The organism is Bacillota bacterium, assembly GCA_040755295.1.
Classification (GTDB): domain Bacteria; phylum Bacillota; class Desulfotomaculia; order Desulfotomaculales; family Ammonificaceae; genus SURF-55.
In genome coordinates, this window is record JBFMBK010000004.1 from 94,242 (window position 1) to 113,119 (window position 18,878).

At 57.3% G+C, this 18,878-nt stretch carries 12 protein-coding genes; 8 read left to right on the forward strand and 4 right to left on the reverse strand.

Annotated features, from left to right (window positions below):
- Positions 1-37: 37 nt before the first annotated feature.
- On the reverse strand, positions 38-451 hold the full coding sequence (locus AB1500_04730) for a hypothetical protein (GenBank protein MEW6182469.1): 414 nt from the start codon (positions 449-451) through the stop codon (positions 38-40).
- 46 nt (positions 452-497) lie between these two features.
- On the opposite strand from AB1500_04730, the gene AB1500_04735 reads away from it, so the two are divergent.
- Complete coding sequence (locus AB1500_04735; protein MEW6182470.1) at positions 498-791, forward strand: hypothetical protein; 294 nt, start codon at positions 498-500, stop codon at positions 789-791.
- Positions 792-865: 74 nt separating this feature from the next.
- Positions 866-1,201 (forward strand): hypothetical protein, encoded by a 336-nt coding sequence (locus AB1500_04740; protein MEW6182471.1) that lies wholly within the window; start codon positions 866-868, stop codon positions 1,199-1,201.
- Between the two features lie 44 nt (positions 1,202-1,245).
- On the opposite strand, the gene AB1500_04745 is transcribed toward AB1500_04740, so the two are convergent.
- Complete coding sequence (locus AB1500_04745) at positions 1,246-2,517, reverse strand: stalk domain-containing protein (GenBank protein ID MEW6182472.1); 1,272 nt, start codon at positions 2,515-2,517, stop codon at positions 1,246-1,248.
- Positions 2,518-2,843: 326 nt separating this feature from the next.
- Between AB1500_04745 and AB1500_04750 the strand changes: the two genes are divergently transcribed.
- Positions 2,844-5,252, forward strand: coding sequence for a heavy metal translocating P-type ATPase (locus AB1500_04750; protein ID MEW6182473.1), 2,409 nt, complete (start codon positions 2,844-2,846; stop codon positions 5,250-5,252).
- 392 nt (positions 5,253-5,644) lie between these two features.
- Positions 5,645-5,839, forward strand: coding sequence for a hypothetical protein (locus AB1500_04755; GenBank protein MEW6182474.1), 195 nt, complete (start codon positions 5,645-5,647; stop codon positions 5,837-5,839).
- A 17-nt stretch (positions 5,840-5,856) separates the two neighbouring features.
- On the opposite strand, the gene AB1500_04760 is transcribed toward AB1500_04755, so the two are convergent.
- Positions 5,857-7,464, reverse strand: a complete 1,608-nt coding sequence (locus tag AB1500_04760; protein ID MEW6182475.1) for a thiamine pyrophosphate-binding protein — start codon at positions 7,462-7,464, stop codon at positions 5,857-5,859.
- 222 nt (positions 7,465-7,686) lie between these two features.
- On the opposite strand from AB1500_04760, the gene AB1500_04765 reads away from it, so the two are divergent.
- Positions 7,687-8,784: a Gfo/Idh/MocA family oxidoreductase gene (locus AB1500_04765; GenBank protein MEW6182476.1), complete on the forward strand. Its 1,098-nt coding sequence runs from the start codon at positions 7,687-7,689 to the stop codon at positions 8,782-8,784.
- 20 nt (positions 8,785-8,804) lie between these two features.
- Positions 8,805-10,223: an FMN-binding glutamate synthase family protein gene (locus AB1500_04770; GenBank protein ID MEW6182477.1), complete on the forward strand. Its 1,419-nt coding sequence runs from the start codon at positions 8,805-8,807 to the stop codon at positions 10,221-10,223.
- 370 nt (positions 10,224-10,593) lie between these two features.
- Here AB1500_04770 and pflA read toward each other — a convergent pair whose 3' ends face one another.
- Positions 10,594-11,355 (reverse strand): pyruvate formate-lyase-activating protein, encoded by a 762-nt coding sequence (gene pflA / locus AB1500_04775; protein ID MEW6182478.1) that lies wholly within the window; start codon positions 11,353-11,355, stop codon positions 10,594-10,596.
- Between the two features lie 288 nt (positions 11,356-11,643).
- Here pflA and AB1500_04780 point away from each other — a divergent pair, with 288 nt between their 5' ends.
- Both AB1500_04780 and AB1500_04785 read left to right on the forward strand, forming a co-directional pair.
- Positions 11,644-15,270: a cytochrome c3 family protein gene (locus AB1500_04780; GenBank protein MEW6182479.1), complete on the forward strand. Its 3,627-nt coding sequence runs from the start codon at positions 11,644-11,646 to the stop codon at positions 15,268-15,270.
- A gap of 174 nt (positions 15,271-15,444) precedes the next feature.
- Positions 15,445-18,789, forward strand: a complete 3,345-nt coding sequence (locus AB1500_04785) for a cytochrome c3 family protein (GenBank protein ID MEW6182480.1) — start codon at positions 15,445-15,447, stop codon at positions 18,787-18,789.
- The last annotated feature ends 89 nt before the right edge of the window (positions 18,790-18,878 follow it).

Here is an 18,878-nt window from a genome sequence, read left to right on the forward strand (position 1 = left end):
CAGTTTTTACCACAATAAGGCTTACCCCTTAAGCTTATTAATGGGCAGATAATCGTCTAAAGCCCTGGCGATCATGAAATCTTCCAGGAATGACGCCGGGCAGATCATTAGGATTGTAATTCACCATCCCGTATATTTTACTCTCATAAGATAAAACGCCAAAAGGGCAAAAAGGTATACGCGGTTTCATGAAATCGGTTTGTCGCTTAGCATAACTAAATGCTTCAATTTGTGGTATTATGTGTTTCACAGGTTGATTTTGGGCTAATTTTGGGCTATAAGTATTCTGAACTCCGCTGAAGTCCTGCGGCATCATTAATTTACCATAAGGAGGTTGACGTAATCCCCACCGTTTCTTATTGGTGATAGGGCTTCTGGCAGCCTGGCTGGTGTTGCTGATTGCCTGCTGCCGGACGGAGAGGAGTAAACCGCTTGAACCGGTGGCTCCCAATCCCTCAGTAGTTGAACCGTTTGATTGGGAAAAAGAAGCCGAACGGGTGATTACAGCTTACGTGCAGACCCTCACAGAAGGAGATACCGTTGCCCTTGGAAACTACGTCTGGCGCTACGCTGCTGAAAGCACGTTGGAACCCCCACCCCTTACCGTGAAGAAAGCGCAGGTTGCAGAAGTCGAAGCGCAGGGCGGTTTCGGATCCGGGCTCACAATGGTGGTCTTTCAGGCAAAGTTAACGGAAACCGGCGCAACACCTGAAGAAAGGCGCGGCGAGGAAACCGTCTTTTTCGTACTGGCCAGGGACCGGAAGACAAAACCTTTAAAGTGGCCGGAGTAAGCAAGAACCTCGTAAATCCCTTTGGAAACAAAGGGAAAGCCGTTGGAAAAGCACAATGTGAAGATGCTAAAAAGGTGGTACGCCGGTATTTTGAGGCCCTCGGGCGGCGGGATTTCGCTGCAGCCACCAGGTGGGTCCATCCCCTCTGGAATGATGGAAGCGCATCTCCGGATAGGGCCATCCGCAAGCTGCGGCTCCTTTCTATCGAAGGACCTGTTGTCCAACAAGCCGGCCAGGTACCCCTGCTCGAGTATGCCGTCACCGCTAACGCCCGTTATCCTTCCGGACTCCTTACCGGCCAACCGCATCCCCGCTCGAGCGGCCGAAACGTATACTTTGTCATCCTGGCGCCAGTAAACCCCTTGGCGCCTACCGAATGGCGGATCACTTCGATTGGCACGGGGCCGTAGTTATTGATGCTTGTCAGAAATCCAGTTGAACCGAGGAAGCCGGTTTACAGCGTCGGATCTTCACGGTGCGTGGCGTTGAAAAACGACGGTTCGGGGTCGAAGTAGTTGCGGCTGTAATCCTTAACGAAGCGGGAGCCGTCGATGTAACCGGCGTCCCAGGTGGCGTCGATTGCCACCCACCGGCCGTCCACAAAAACCTTGTTCCAGGCGTGCTTTTCCTCTGAGCCGTCTCTCCTGCGGACCCATCCCCGGACGATCGTCGCGGGGATTTCGTCCGCCCGGCAGAGGGCGGCCAGCAGCCGGCTGAAGTGCTCGCAAACACCGCTTCGAGCGCGTAAAATAGCCGAGGCTCGTTCCGGCGAGAAGTCACCCTGATTTGAGGCAATAAGCTTATATTGTTCCAAATCGTACTCGATGTTCCGGGCTACCCAATCATGGATAGCCGCGGCGGTTTCCATTGGGTTCTCCCTTTTAAGTTCTCCGGCGAGAGCCAGGATATCCGGGTGGTCCCAGTCCATCCAGTCGATCGGCGCCAGATTGGAGACGTCCTCCTTACCGGTGTTTCGCGCCTTGAACCCGAGTAGCCCCGACAGGGTGCTGTTATGGGGCGGGCTGCATACCGTCACCGTGTATTCGCCCGGCCCGAAAGGAAGCCAGACCTGCCCGCCGAAACCGCCGTTTACAAGCGTCAGGGGTTGATCGCTGCGCATCTCCCCTTTTTCCACTATCACTATCAATTCCGGCGTCATGCTTCTGCATTTGCCCCTGATATCGACCCTGGTATCGGCTTCTACATAATTAAACACCGGCCGGGTGAGTTTGGCCCCCGCCAGGATCCCGTCGCGGTAAAGGGTTGCGGGATATTTGCTGAGCGGTCGCGTGGGTCCGGGAAGATGAAGGAGGTTCTCGCTTAGGTAGGCGGTACCGCTCTCCCAGGCCACGTTGACACCCAGGGCTTCACCCACAAAGCGGAGCGGTACAAGGGTATGTCCCTCCACCACACGGGGCGGTACATCAAGGATCAAGGTGCGGTCGCCGACTGTGGCCCGGGTCGAATTCACGGTTAACACAAGATCGACCCCGTCCCTCGATACAGTTATCTGTCCTGTTTGTGAGTCGTAATAAACCGAAGCGTTTAATGATTCCGCCGCCGTCCGAAGGGGAACCAGGACGCGACCGTTTTGAAGGCAGGGCGGGGTTGCGGGCACGACCTGCCGTCCGTTGACCACAAGGCCGACGGACGCGGCGATGGCCTGGGCGTCGAATAATGATAAAATAAAAATAAACAGGACTAATGCCGTCCGTTTTATATGCAAAAGCTTGCCCTCCAGTCGGGAATAATTCAATTCTTTTTACTATTATTAACTTTTTAGACAGGTTCCGCAATTCCTTTAAAAAGTTTAGTCCAATGTATATATTCGACTCAACCCAAAGATTTTAGAGCGTGCCCGAATGAGTCCGGAAAAAAATCTGCGTCACGTTCGCCGCGGCCGATGATGGACGGCGGTACAAAACTCTTTCACTCGGCCTGTAAACGGGTATACTGTGATTAATCGTCCCGGCCGCCGGTTTTAAGACGATGCCGGCGCTTACGTCAAAATGAGTTCTCACTGAATGATCGAGAAAGGAAGCCGTGAAAATTATGGCTGTTGACCGGCCCGGTCAGAACAAGGTTTCTTTCAAAATCGAAGGCATGAGCTGTGCGGGCTGCGCCGCCCGCGTCGGCAAGGCACTCAATGAAATCGAAGGCGTACAGGACGCGTCCGTCAACTTCGCCGCGGAGAAGGCCACGGTATTCTATGACCCGGCGCGCACCAGCGCCAGTGAGGTCATCGGACACGTCAGAAACCTTGGTTACGGCGTTAGGACCCAGCGCCTGGAGGTCGCCGTCGAGGGCATGACTTGCGCGAGCTGCGCCGCGCGCGTGGAAAAACGGCTGAGATCGTTGGACGGAGTAACCGGCGCCGCCGTAAATCTTGCCGCCGAAAGGTCGTTGGTGGAATACCTGCCGGAAACGATCAGCGCCGAAGAGGTCAAAAGGGCTATTCTCAACCTCGGATATGGTGTCAAAGACCTGCCTGAGGCGACGTATACGCGGGTCGACAAAGAGGAGCGCGCCCGTGAGATCGTGCGCCAGCGAAATATGTTTGTCCTCGCGGTAGCGGCGACCCTTCCGCTCCTCTTTGTTATGGGCGCCGACCTCGGTCTGGCGCCTCACGTCCCGTTCCTGATGAGCAAATACGTCCAATTCGGTTTCGCAAGCGTCGTGCAGTTCGGTCCCGGCTTTCAATACTATCGTCGCGGTTACCTGAATTTGCGCCACGGCGCGGCCAACATGGATGTGCTGATAGCCCTCGGAACGTCGTCGGCTTACTTCTACAGCGTGGTCAACACCTTCTTCCTGGACGGTTTTGTATATTACGAAACGGCGGCGGTCATCATTACCCTGGTGCTCCTTGGCCGTTTACTCGAAGCGCTCGCCAAAGGGCGCACTTCCGAAGCAATTAAAAAACTGATCGCCCTTAAACCGAGCACCGCCCGCGTACTGCGCGGCGGCCGGGAGACGGACATCCCCGTGGAGGAGGTTGCCGTGGGGGACCTGGTGATTGTGCGTCCGGGAGAGAGCATCCCCGTCGACGGCATAATCCGTGAGGGCTCGTCAACGGTGGACGAGTCTATGTTGACCGGGGAAAGCCTGCCGCAAGATAAAAATGTCGGCGACGAGGTGGTGGGCGCGACCATCAACCGTCACGGGAGTTTTACCTTTGAAGCCGTTAAGGTCGGCAAGGACACCGCACTGGCAAAGATCATCCGCATCGTGGAGGAGGCGCAGGGCTCGAAGGCCCCGATACAGCGCCTTGCCGACGTTGTCTCCTCTTATTTTGTGCCGGCGGTTGTCGCTATCGGCCTGGTTACGTTTATGGGCTGGTATTTAAGTACCGCGCAGGTGCAGACCGCGCTGCTCAACATGACGGCCGTCCTGGTGATCGCTTGTCCCTGCGCGCTGGGTTTGGCGACACCGACAGCCATTATGGTAGGTACCGGGCGGGGGGCGGAGAACGGAATCCTGATCAAGGGGGGCGAGCACCTCGAGCAGGCCTACAAACTCGATACCATCGTCTTGGACAAGACCGGGACGATAACCAAGGGAGAGCCTTCGGTTACGGATGTCGTTCCCTTCGGCGAGCGTGAAAAAACTGACGTCTTGCGGCTGGCGGCGGCGGCCGAGAGACGCTCGGAACATCCTCTCGCCCGGGCCGTCGTAAAGGCTGCGGAGGAGGAAGGACTTACCGTCCCCGAGGCGGAAAGGTTCGAGGCGTTGCCGGGCCGCGGAATCAGAGCGGTAATTGAAGGGAAGGCGGTCCTCATCGGCAATCCGAAACTATTGCGTGACGGCGGCGTTGACCCGACGGGCGCTCAGGCCCGGCTGGAGGACCTTGAGGGGCAGGGGAAGACGGTCGTCCTCGTGGCTGAGCACAACCGGTTGATCGGGATGATCGCCATCGCCGACACCGTTAAAGAGCATTCGGCGGAAGCGGTGCGCCGTCTTAAAGCTATGGGCTTGCGGGTCGTGATGATTACGGGAGACAACGCGCGCACCGCCGGGGCCGTTGCCGGTCAGGTAGGCATAGACCATGTTTTGGCCGAGGTACTGCCGGAGGACAAGGCCCGCGAGGTGCAAAAACTACGGGACGGGGGGGCCCGCGTCGGCATGGTCGGCGACGGGATTAACGACGCCCCCGCCTTGGCCGTTGCGGACCTCGGCATGGCCATAGGGACGGGCACCGATGTAGCTGTGGAAACGGCGGACATTGTGCTCATGCGGGGAGACCTGCGTGAGATCGTTGCCGCAATCAGGTTGAGCCGCCGGACGATCCGCAAGATCAGGCAGAACCTTTTCTGGGCGCTGATCTACAACACCCTGGGTATTCCCCTGGCGGCCCTAGGTTTTCTGAACCCGATAATCGCCGCCGCGGCGATGTCCCTGAGCTCGGTCTCCGTGGTCGGCAACTCGTTACTGCTTAAGAGGTACGATCCGTATGGACAATAGTCAGAATTCAGAATTCAGAAGTCTAAAGTCGCGAGTCGCGAGTCAGAATTAAGTCCGAAGTCCAACGTCGACAGTTCTAAGTCAAAATTAGAATACAGAATTCAGAATCAGAATGTAGAAGGTTGGGAGTAAGAAGGATTGGGGGATCATAATTACATTCTGTATTCTGTGTGCTGTATTCTGGTCCTGAAGTCCTGGCCGCCTGAGCTTAACTGAGGACAGAGGACTAAGGACTCAGGACCAAAACAGTCGAACTTCGAACGGACCCTGAAAGTCATCAGCATAAACCCGAACCGTGAACTGTGAACTGTGAACGGACCCCAAAGGTCTATCCGTCCAACATAACTTAGAACTTTGAACTTAGAACTTTTACACGAAGGAGGTGTCTTGAATTGGCCCGATTGAAGAACGGGGTCTATTCGCGGCTAGGCAACCGCTGGCTCGTTGTATTGCTCGTAACGGCCATTTTCTTCACCGTTTTCATCGTCCTCTGGGCGACACAGTCGCGGTCACCGCGGGCAACACGGGTATTGGTACCTGTCGAAAGGGATGCGGTGGTCCACCTGTTTGCGCCCGAAAATCGATGACATTGAAAACGGTAAATTCAAGACAGATTGACCGTCGGCAGCTTCACGTCGCGGCATACCACGTCCACGACGGCCGGCGCTTGCAGATTCAAGGCCGCGCGCAGTGAGCCTTCAAGTTGAGCGGCGTCTTCGACCAGGAACCCCTTCGCGCCCGACGCCCAGGCGTACGCGCTAAAATCCGGGGACCTGACCTCGACCCCCAGCGGCACAAGACCCGATGCCAACATTTTGTCTTTTTCAAGCGCGAGCAGGCGGTTATTGACCACGATCACGGTTACGGGGATGTTGCACTTGACGGCTGTGGACAGTTCACCCATGGACATCAACATGCCTCCATCCCCCACCAGCGCTACCACCTGTCTGTCCGGATAACGTATTTTAGCCGCGAGTGCGGCAGGTAAACCTGAGCCCATGCTTCGCCACCGGGAAGGCATGAGGACGGTCTGCCCGGCGGCTTGAAAGTCGCGGTCGAACCAGTGCATAAAAGCTCCCTCATCAACAGTAATGACGGCGTCCCCGGTAATTACTCCGTTGAGCGCCGCCATCAGTCGGGCAGGATGGACCGGACGGTCGCCGTTCGCGGCATCCGCCGCGATGAGGTTGCACCGCTCTTTTCTTGCTGCTGATATACTGTCCTTCCAAAAGGGGTCCCCCTCGTAGTCCCCAAGATACTTCATAAGAGTTTCGATAATATGCGGCACGTCTCCGGCGAGGGAGTCCCAGAGGTAAGCTTCGTTAATCTGCCACGGTTCGTTCTCGATCTGAATGACGGGCGCCTTCGGCAGGAACTTCTCTTCGTAACCGGCCGAACCGATCATCAGCACACAGTCGCATTCGTGGAGTAACGACGGCGTCCATGCCTCGCCTATCCCGCCCAACACCTCGGGCCATTCGTCCGGGATCACCCCTTTTGCTTCCTGGGCGACTACCACGGCCGCGCCCCATGTAGTGACCAGCCGCCTGATGGCCTGACCGGCGTCTTTTCCCCTGCGCCCGACCACGACGATCGGTTTTCGCGCCTGTCGCATTAGGGCCGCGGTCCGGGCCAGGTCGCCCGTGATTTGACCGTTTAACCGTGCCCCGTTCCTGATAAGGGCCGGGAAAAAGCCCGGTTTGGTGTCCACCTTCTCGTTCCAAAGGTTAAAGGGGACTGAGAGGTGCGTCACAGTCCGTCTGAGCAGGGCTTGGGACATGGCGCGGACCAACAGCAGTTGAGCAGAAGGAGCGTCTGTGACCGGTTCCGAAAGGAAGGCGCAGTTTTTTATCAGGCTCTGCTGATCAAAGTACTGTTTCACCCTGGTGCCGATTTTGGCCGTGGCCACCTGCCCGGTAACGGCGAGGACGGGTGCATGGTCCATGTACGCGTCCATAAGGCCTTCGGCAAGGTTTATCGTCCCTGCCGCGCTGGCGAGACATACCCCGAGTTCGCCGGTCAGCTTCGCCCAGTACGAGGCCATAAACGCGGCCCCCGCTTCGTGAACGGCGCCGATGTACCGTATGGATCCTTCACGGGCTACCGCATCAAGAAAAGGCAGCACGTCGTTGCCCGCGACGCCGAAAATCACCTTTACGTTCCAGGCGGCCAACTGACGGACCATGGCCGCGGCGAGGTTCTGTTGTGCCATGCCGATTGCTCCTGACCCAAGTATTTAAGTTTAGAATATCCTTAACCCCCCGGCTAATACTAACCACATCCTGATTTGTTGGGGCGGAGTTACGCCGTCCGCCACCAGGCGTGTGAATAGAAAAACCCCGGGTTTTTTAAAAAATAATGGTAACTTCCGATTTCGGACTTGGGACTCGTAACTCGCGACTCGCGACCGAGGAATTTACAGGAGGTGGTTGGCTTGCGGCAGCTAAAAGTGGGGGTAATCGGTACGGGGATGGCTTTCGAGCGTCTCCACTACCCGGCCTTTCAGCGGTTGGCGGACAGGTACCGTATTGCTGCTCTTTGCGATGTCGACAAATGGAAAGCGGACAGCTGGGTTAAGCGATTAAATCTTAACCAGGCGGACGTCTTCACCGATTATCGCGAGATGATAAAAAGGGATGATCTGGACGTCATCGACATCATGGTGCCTATTCCCCAGAACTTCGAAGTCACTAAAGCGGTGGCCGAACGTCTCGCGGGGCGGCGTAAAGGCATTATCTGCGAAAAACCTCTGGCTGCGACCCTTTCCCAAGCCGGAAAAGCCCGGCGCCTGGCCGAGGAATACGGCCTGCCGATCATGATCGCCGAAAACTACCGGTACAATCAGGAAATCGACATCATCAGGGACCTGGTGCGCACAAGACGCGTGGGTGAAATATTTTATTTTATCCAGAACCGCGTGGTGGACTTTCCGGCCGATATGCTCCAGGATAAATTCCCGGCAAAGGAATGGCGACAGCACCCCGATTTCCCCGGGGGCGCGATCACCGACACCGCTGTACACGACCTCGGTGGGTTGCGGCATATTTTCGGCCCGATTGACCGCCTGCAGGCCTTCGGCCGGCCCCAGACCGCCGACTTTGCGCCGTACGCCGTAGTCAATGTAAACCTGCTCTTTAGAAGCGGCGTTAACGGACAGTTTACCTTTTTCTGCGCCGGGAAGGAGATGCAGCGTCCCCTGATCGGACTGCGCATCTTCGGCGCCCAAGGGATGATTTATCTGGAAGAGCGGGACGCGGGAACGATCAACCTGGCCTTCAACGACGGCCGGACGGAGCAAATCGCCTACCAACCGCAGCAGGGTTTTTATAACGAACTGCTCAACTTCCACAACGCGCTTACCGGGACCGAAGCCGTCAGCGTCACCCCGGAAGTGGAATACGGCGACCTAGTATCCGTAGAACAAATCCTGGTTTCCATCCGCGACGAGAAAATCGTGACCGTCGACGAAGAAGCCGGGCGGCGTCCGGTTGTCCAGGAAACCTACGCCTGGCGCGAGCCGACGCTGCAATAGCGAAATAAGGGGGTTAGAAAATGGTGTGGGAATGGATGAACAAACTGGTGCGCGGCGTCGGGAATGAAGCCGCGGACGATATGGTTTTTAAAATGATGAAAGATAAGTATACGGATAACATGCTGATGGTGTTGTCCGTTATGAAAAGAACGTCATTTTTCAACGCCATGGAAATCTGGATGCGGGCGACCCAGGGGCAGGTCCTTGAAAGACCGCTGGGCACTCACCTGCGCCTTTCTCCTTGGGAGTTGTTGGTCCTCAACCCGGTGCACCTGTACCGTTTCCCGGTTGAGGACAGCAAAAAAATCGATACCGGTGTCACCATCGGACCCCTGGCCGAAAAACCCCTGGAACTGAAAATACCTGTCTATATTACGGGGATGTCTTACGGCAGCGCGCTCAGCAAGGCCGCCAAGGTGGCGCTGGCCAAGGCGGCCAGTGCGATGGGCACCGCCACCAACACCGGAGAGGCGGGGCTGCTGCCCGCCGAGCGTGAGGCCGCGGACAAGCTCATTGGGCAGTACAATCGGGGCGGCTATTTGAACACCCCGGACAAATACAAACAACTTGACGCGATTGAGATCCAGCTGGGGCAGGGGGCGCAGGGCGCTTCTCCACAGCGTACCCAGGCCAGGTTTATCGATGAAGAGATGCGGGAGGTCTTCGGACTGGAAAAAGGCCAGGATGCAGTGCTTCACACCCGCATCCCCGGGGTGAACAGCGTGGAGGACTTTTGCAGCGTTGTTAGAAAGTTGAAGGAGGACACCGTTGTCCCGGTGGGCGTAAAAATCGCCGCTTCGCACTACCTGGAGCACGAACTGGCCGTCGCGGTCCGCGCCGGCGTGGACTTTATCACGGTCGACGGAGGGGAAGGCGCTACGCATGCCGCTTCCCCGACAGCGGAAGACCATCTTGGTCTCCCTACCATTTACGCTATTGCGCGCGCGAGACGTTACCTTAACGGGGAGGGCCAGAAGGGCCGCATTTCGCTGCTGGCGGGCGGCGGGCTTTTCACACCGGGGCATTTCTTGAAAGCCCTGGCGCTCGGGGCGGATGCGGTTTACATCGGGACCACGGCCGTCATGGCGATCGTTTCTCAACAGATGGTCAAGGTGGCTCCCACGGAACCGCCCACCCAGCTTGTTTTGCACACGGGCCGGTTTCGCGAGAAGTTCGACGCCGACCTGGGTGCGAAGTCGCTGGTTAACTTTCTCAAGGTTTCCATGGATGAAATCACGGCGGTCATGTACGCTATCGGCAAGCCAGCGATCGCTCAACTGGACACCGACGACCTTTGCTGCCTGGACCCGTGGCTGGCCCGGGCGTTGCGCGTGGTTTACGGCGGGGTGGCGCCTTCCGAGCAGGAAAGCTACTACCAGGACCTCAACGCAGCGCGGTGGAACCAGGCAGGCCGGGAAGAGGCCCCGATGGTTCAATAAGGTTCAACATTTATGCTCATGCTGATGGACCTTGACAGTCCGTTCTACGTTCGACGTGCAACGTTCAACGTGCGATGTTAAAGCTAATGTAGCATGAAATCGGGTCGGTTCGAAGTTAAGCTTAGACGGATAGGACTTTAGGGGCAGAATACAGCACACAGAATACAGAATAAAAAGACTTTGAATTCCGAATCCTTATAACTTCTGAATTCTGTCTTCCGTATCCGACCCGTGACTCGTGACCCGTGACTCGTGACTTTAACCCTTCAACCTTTCAACCTTCAACCTTCAACCTTCTGACTTCTGAATTCTGTATTCTTTATTGTAATTTTGACTTAGGACTGTCGACGTTGGACTTCGGACTTCCATTCTATTCGGTGCGAAGGGAGATACCCCGTTCTCGCAGGATCTGCCGGGTATGACGGAGTTCTTCGGGGGTAGGTTCCGGGAACTCCCGAAGCTCGCAATTAAGGCCGAGTTGTTTCCACTTGACCAGGCCCATCCGGTTGTAAGGTAGGATATCGACCTTGATCCGGCCGCGGTCGTTGATTGTGGCCACAAGTTCCGCAAGGTCCCTGAGGTCGCTTTCGGAGTCGTTCACGGTGGGAATAAAGACGTACCTTACCACGATTTCCATCCCGGCAGCCGCCGCTGACCGCAAGTTGGCAAGGATTACGCCGTTTTTCACCCCCGTCAGCCGGGCGTGTTTTTCCAGGTTTACGACCTTTATGCTGAAAAGGAGCAGGTCGGTACAGTCCAGGAGCGATATAAAGTCTCCATGCCTGCAGTAACCGGAAGTATCCAGGGCGCGGTGAACGCCGTTTTTACCGCATTCCTCGAACAGCGACCGGACGAAAAGGTGCTGCAGCAGCGGTTCGCCGCCCGACACGGTCAGACCGCCCCCAGAGCTTTCGAAAAAAACTTTATAGTCGAGGACCTGCCTCAGGATCTCGTCTACGGAGACCTCTGTTCCTTCGCGCAGCCAGGTGTCCGGGTTGTGGCAAAAAACGCAGCGCATGGCACATCCCTGCATGAAGAGCACATACCTGATGCCCCCGTTGTCCACCGTCCCCATGGTCTCCACGGAATGAATATACCCCGTATTCTTCACAGGTGTTTGTTGATTTAGCATCGTGATAGGCTGACCTTCTTTGTATCGCATTCCGTTGCTTGGTGATTGTTGACTCCTTCTCTATATTCTCCATAGGTAACTACCTCCAATACCTGCTGCCGTAACGATTTTACGGTGGTCCTCGGTAGGACGTTAAAGACGTCATCAGTACCAAACAGTTGCCCAGCCCGTGTATTTAAAATAGGACTTTAAAAGAATTCACCATATAGTATAATCTAGTTACCCGTCCGTAAAGTTCCACAACCAGGCAACCGACGGAAGTATAAACAGCCGGATACGGGAACTTTTATGCTAAAATTATTTATCGTTCTTGCAATAGCCGTATTATCAGCACTGGCCTTTGCCGCGCCGGCCTTCGCCTGGACCCACGGGCAATTCACCATAACCACCGACGCCTGCGCCGGTTGCCACGTCGCGCACGCCGCCCCGGCGCCGAAGCTGTTGAAGTCCGGGCCCGTTCAGACCGAGTTCTGCTATCTCTGCCACGGACAGGGCACCACCAGTGCCCCTTACGACGTCCAGTACGGCAAGACCTTCGGCCAGAGTGAGGTTTACCCTTCCACCGCCGGCGGGTTTGAAAAGCTTTGGGTCGGGCCTGAGGCCGGCGACTACCAAGACGTCACCTCCCGGCACACCGTATGGGGATACCTTCCGGACGCTCTCAACGTGGCCGGGGTTTGGGACGGCGAGGGCTCCCGGTATTTCACCATACCGGGGGGCACCGATACCCTGACCGGCAACGGCCTCACCTGCGGTACCTGCCACGACCCCCACGCCGGCGGCAAGACCCCGGACGGCAGCGGCTACATCAGCGGGAACCCCCGGTTGCTGCGCACCGCCATCCTCGGCCAAACCGTTGACGGCGTCAGGTTCAAAGTGGAGGATATCGGCACGTCATCTTACGGCGGGTCGAGTTCGGACATATTCCGGGTTACCGAATACAAAGATGGCGGCACCGCCTGGTGCGGCGCCTGCCATGACAAGTTTAATCCCCCGAGCGACGGGGACGGGCACGCAAGCCAATATCTGGACATGTGGCGTCATCCCATGGACGCGCATGTCCTGCCGCCGCCCGACTTCGACGGCAGCCTCGCCTCCGGGACGCCCCTGGAGCAGCCCGGCACCGTGGGGCACGTGACCTGTCTTACGTGCCACCGGGCGCACGGCGCCACGGTTACCGTAAGCGGCTGGGCGTCCGCTTGGCCGCGGGACAACGGGGCCGTGGGAGACACCACGGCGCTTTTGCGGATGGACAACCGGGGGATGTGCTACAACTGTCACGGGGCGGGAGAGTATAACTGCTGGAAAGACACCAGGCTGGACTGCGCCGGGTGCCACTCCGGCGGCGGGGGCGGCGCCGTCGCCCACGCGGCGGACAACCCCGGGGAATGGTGCATGGACTGTCACTTGGACCAGAGCCATGCGACCCATTTCGATACCACCGGCAAGGGTCCCGGCATTCCCGAGGACGAAAGCGGATGTTCCGTATGCCACACGGCGTCGATTCCGGAGCTCAATGCTAATGCCTGTGACACCTGCCACAGTCCGGGCGGGGCGTTCAACGGCGTACAGATGGCGCAGGCCGCTTGGGCCGAGGGCATTTACGAGTCCGGCGGCGCCGCGTTGAAATCCGGGAAGGAGCAGTGGTGCGCAAGCTGCCACGATGACGATCCGGCATTCAGCAAGCAGCAGTCTGTCGAAATCATCGTAGATAATCCGGCCGGAACGTTTACCGGTAACTGGCCGACTTCTTCATGGGCCCCTGGGTACTACGGCAGCGACTATGCTTACCACAGCGCAGGCGCGGGCAGCGATACCTTCACCTGGACGCCGACGATTTCCACTCCCGGGACCTACACTGTGTATGCCCGGTGGACTCAAGATCCCACCCGCGCTCCCGATGCCGCATACACCATTTATCACGACGGCGGCACTGCGGTGGTTATGGTAGACCAGCGCGCCAACGGCGGGACCTGGTACTTGCTCGGCACATATACTTTCGACGGGACGGGGGACAAGGTAGAGCTTATCGAGAACCCGAACGGTTACGTTATCGCAGACGCCCTCCTGTTCGAGTCGGGCGGCCCCGGAACCTACGCGCCTAATGTTTCCGGTGATAATGCCACCTATGGTTTTTATGTCACCGGACACAACATTGACTGCTTGTCGTGTCACGATGCCTCCAAGCGACATATCGACGGCGAGCACAGGACCTATGACGCCGGAGTGACCGACTATTCAAACAGTTATCGTCTGAAAAATATAAGCGGTCAGCCGGCCATGATAGTCCCGCGGCCGCTGCATCCGGTCGCTAGTAATCCGATTAACTATCCGGAAGATTTCGCCCTTTGTTTCAGTTGCCATAATAAGAATCAAGTCTTGAGCGCCACCGGCGCCCCGGACAAAACAAATTTTTGGAACAACGATGACAGTCCCGCGAATTCCCATAACATCCACCTGGGCATCTATACCAACCACTTCGACTCCGACTGGGACGGAACGACTGACTCTTCAGAGAGCTGTGTCGCTTGTCATAATGTGCACGGATCGCCTTCGCGGGCCATGATCCGGCATGGAGAACTGATCAGCACGCCCGGAACCACGAATAAAGTGCCGGCGCTCAATTTCGCTTACCTGACATCACCGCCGCCCGGGTCCACGGCCACGGCTACCTGGACATTCACTGTCGCCGAAGACGGCGATTATAACGTTTATGCCTGGTGGAAAGCAAGTACCAACCGGGCCACGGACGCCCCTTATACCATCAACTACAGCGGCGGCTCGCAGACCATCGATGTGAATCAGGAAATCAACGGCAGCCAGTGGAACCTTCTGGGAACGTTCTATTTTGATACCGGCACCCCGGGGTCTATAATGCTGGGCAATGACGCTAATGAGTATGTTATAGCTGACGCCGTCAGAATCGAGAAGGTCGGCGGCGGCACGCCCGATATCGTCATGGACGAAGAGCAAGCCACATATGTAAGCGCGTGGACCTATGTGTCGGGAGACGCGGCGGCGTACAACAGCGACTACCGGTGGCATGCCAAGCCGGGCGGAGTCTTTGATCCAAACGCCACGCTGGAGGAAAGTATCGGCGGTATGATGAATTACAGTTCCGGATCACTTGCCGGCAACCATGTATGCCAGGCTTGCCATAACGCGGTTTCTTATTACCGGACACCCAATTTGAGCCCAAAGGTGACGAACGCCAAATCTACTCCCGATACGGTATCCAGTAGCGGTCAGTTGATACTACTTACCGCCTCAGTGCAAGACCCGGACGGCGACTTCAACGGGAATATTATTGTGAACCTCACCAGTATCGGCGGCAGCGCGAATCAGCAAATGTACGACGACGGGACTCACGGGGATGTCCTTGGGGGCGATGGTACTTATAGCTACATGACAACTATCGCCTCAGGCACTATCGATACGCCCAAGGCCCTTACCGTCACGGCGACCGATGGCGCCGCCAATCAGGGTGAGGCGTCGATAAATTTAAACGTTGTAGAGGCCGGCTGTATCTATGTAGACAATGCCGATGCGACATTTATTGGTAGTTGGACCCTGGTGTCCGGAGATTCGGCTTCTTATCGAAGCGATTACCGTTACCGGGCCGCGGGGGATGGTTCCTCCACAGCCACCTGGGTCCCCGAAATCCTAACTTCCGGAAGTTACAGTGTCTACGCCTGGTGGAAAACTCATTCCAACCGGGCCACGGATGCCCCCTATACGGTCTATTACGACGGCGGTTCCCAGACGATCGATGTGAACCAGGAGATTAACGGCAGCCAGTGGAACCTGCTCGGAACGTTTACCTTTGCCGCCGGCACCGCGGGTTCTGTCGTGCTGAGCAATGACGCCAATGAGTATGTCATTGCCGATGCCGTTAAATTCAAGCCGCAGCCGTAGCTGGCGACAAAACGACGCCTGGCGAGCCGCATAGTCAATGATCAGCCTCAAATAGTCTTATAGCCGTGTATTTGAAAATAGGACTCTATTTATAACCAGCCATATAGTATAATTTGTTTACCAACCCTTAATGCACCAGAACCAAGCGACGCACAAGGAGCCGGGCCGGACGATATGAGGAAGCTGTTAGGCGTTCTTGCAATTACCGTGATATCGGCGCTGGCTTATGCCGCGCCGGCCTTTGCCTGGACCCACGGGCAGTTCACCGTTACCACCGACGCCTGCGCCGGTTGCCACATAGCGCACGCCGCCCCGGCGCCGAAGCTTTTAAAGGCCGGGCCCACCCAGACCGAGTTCTGCTATCTCTGCCATGGGGAGGGTACCACAAGCGCCCCGTACGACGTTCAATACGGCAAGACTTTCGGCTGGGGGGCGGCTTACACCTCCACCGCCGGCGGTTTTGAGAAGCTGTGGGTCGGGCCCGGCGCCGGCGACTACCAAACGGTTACCTCCCGGCATACCGTGTGGGGATACCTTCCCGACGGCCTTAACGACGCCGGGGCTTGGGACGGCGAGGGCTCCCGGTATTTCACCATACCGGGGGGCACCGATACCCTGACCGGCAACGGTCTCACCTGCGGTACCTGCCACGATCCGCACGCCGGCGGCAAGACCCCGGACGGCAGCGGCTACATCACCGGAAACCCCCGGCTGCTGCGCACCGCCATCCTCGGCGAAACCGTAGATAACGTTAGGTTCAAGGTGCAGGATATCGGCACGTCTTCTTACGGCGGGTCGAGTTCGGATATCTTCCGGGTGACCGAATACAAAGATGGCGGCACCGCCTGGTGCGGCGCCTGCCATAACAAGTTTAATCCCCCGAGTGACGGGGACGGGCACGCGAGCCAATACCTGGACATGTGGCGTCATCCCATGGACGCGCACGTCCTGCCGCCGCCCGATTTCGACGGCAGCCTCGCGACCGGGACGCCCTTGGAAACTCCCGGGACCTCCCAGCATGTGGCCTGTTTATCGTGCCACCGGGCGCACGGCGCCACGGCCTCAATGACCGGCTGGGCGACAGCCTGGCCGCGGGACAACGGGGCCGTGGGCGATACCTCGGCGCTTTTGCGGATGGACAGCCGCGGCATCTGCTACAACTGCCACGGCGCGGGACAGTATAACTGTTGGAACGACACCCGAATGGACTGCGCCGGGTGCCACTCGGGAGGCGGGGGAGGCGGCGCACATCCCATAGACAATCCCGGGGATTGGTGCATGGACTGCCATTTAGACCAGAGTCATGCGACCCATTTCGATACCACCGGCAAGGGTCCCGACATTCCCGAGGACGAGACCGGATGCTCCGTATGCCACGCGGCGTATATACCGGTCCTGAATGCTAATGCTTGCGACACCTGCCACAGTCCCGGCGGCGCCTTTGACGGCGTGAACGATCCCGATACCGGCGCCCTGGCCAATTGGGCCGCGGGGGTTTACAAGATGGACGGCAGGACCTTGAAGTCAGGGAAGGAGCATTGGTGCGCCGGGTGTCACGACAATGGGACATCTTTCAGCAAGCCCAAGATCGCGGACGTCATCGTGGACAATTTAGACGCCGCCTTTACCCCGTCGGAAGCGGCCTGGGTGCATACAACCAGCCAACCTTATCAGTTTTATGGTGCCGATTGCCAGTACCATTCGGCGGGCGGGGACGGCAGCGCAACAGCGACCTGGGTACCCGACATTGCGATACCGGGTGACTACAGAGTTTACGCCCGGTGGACGTCAAACAGTTATCGCGCCACCAGCGTTCCTTACACGATCAACGATGCCGCCGGCGCTCATACCGTATGGGTGAATCAACAGTTGAATGGAGGAACCTGGTACCTGCTGGGCACTTATAATTTTGCAGCGGGAACTTCCGGTTCCGTGGTATTGGCTGATAACGCCACCGGGGGGACCAATATCATTGCGGATGCGGTTTGGTTTGAGAATATCTATTATAGCGGAACGTACGCTCCCAACGTCATCGGGGATAACAGCAGCTATGGTTATTACATTAACGGCCATAAGCAAAGCTGCACGGTCTGTCACGACCCCGCCATTAGGCATATCGACCATAAATACAGGACCTACGAGGTCACTGAAGGTACTCCGTGCGAGGTGGTTACCAGCTACGAGGACGGCTACCGGCTGGCGGACGTGGCGGGCAAGAGACCGATGGTCGTTCCCAAAGCGTCGGTCGTGAACCCCAACGTCCTGGATCCCGATGAGTTCGCACTGTGCTTTAAGTGTCATGTTTCCGGGCCCGTCCTGTCCACGACGCCCGAGAATACGAATTTCCATCGTGACACTGACCCATATAACCGCAACTTCCACTGGTACCATCTTTCCATGCAGCAACAAATTTGGGATTCCGACTGGGACGCCGTAATAAGTGACACACAAAGCACGTGGGGCGACAGCCTGGACTCCATGGCCGGCTGTACCACCTGCCATAATGTGCACGGCTCGCCGACCCCGACCATGATCCGCCACGGCGAGTTGATCAGTTCCCCGGGCACCACGAACAAGGTCCCGTCTTTTGACTTTGCCTACGCCCGGGAAGTGGGCGTGCGGGACAGCACGATAACGTCCGCGTACCCGGACAGCGTCGGCGGCAATTTGAGATTCAACGGCTATGCGGAAAGACCGAACGGTAACTACGTATGCGGTGATTGCCACGGCGGTTACGTTTACTATTACCGCACGCCGAAGGATATTTCAGCGCCGGTTAATCCCGAGGTTTCAAACACAAAGGCAGAACCCGTCAGCGTGCTGAACAACGGTACAAGCCCCGTGCTGTTCACCGCCCTGGCGACGGATCCCAACGCGGATCTGAACGGCGTCACTATTAACCTACTGTCTCTCGGCGGCAGCGCAACCCAGACGATGTACGACAACGGGACGAACGGGGACGCGTTGGCGGGTGACGGAACATACAGCTACCGTTTCTCGGGAACCGGCGCCGCTATAGGCAACTATAACTTGACTATTACCGCCGAGGACAGCCTGGGACATACAGATACGGGGCAGGTGACCATAGTTGTCCATAATGAGACCGGGGCGGTGATCGTCGACAACCTTGAGGCAACCTTTGCCGGTGCCTGGATTATTTCGACCGGCTTGCCGGCCCAGTTGTGGGGTGCCAATGCCCACTACCTTACCGCCCTGGGGGCCAGAGACGGAAGCCTAACCACAACCTGGGTGTCGGATATACCTTCATCCGGGAATTACGACGTGTATGCCAGGTGGACTTCACATTCTTCCAGAGGTACCAGCGTGCCGTACACGGTCTACTATGACGGCGGTTTTCAGACAGTATCGGTCAATCAGCAGCTGAACGGCGGCACATGGCGCTTATTGGGGACATATGGTTTTACCGCGGGTTCTTCATACTCCGTGGTGCTTTCCAATAACGTCGTCGGAGGCACTAATATATGCGCCGACGCCGTGAAATGGGTGCCACAGCCGTAGCTGATCGGAGAACAATTATTGAAATAAACTTTGCATTAACCGTCGCAGCGGTTTCCGTTACTGCTTTTTGTATCTGCTTCTTCAATTCT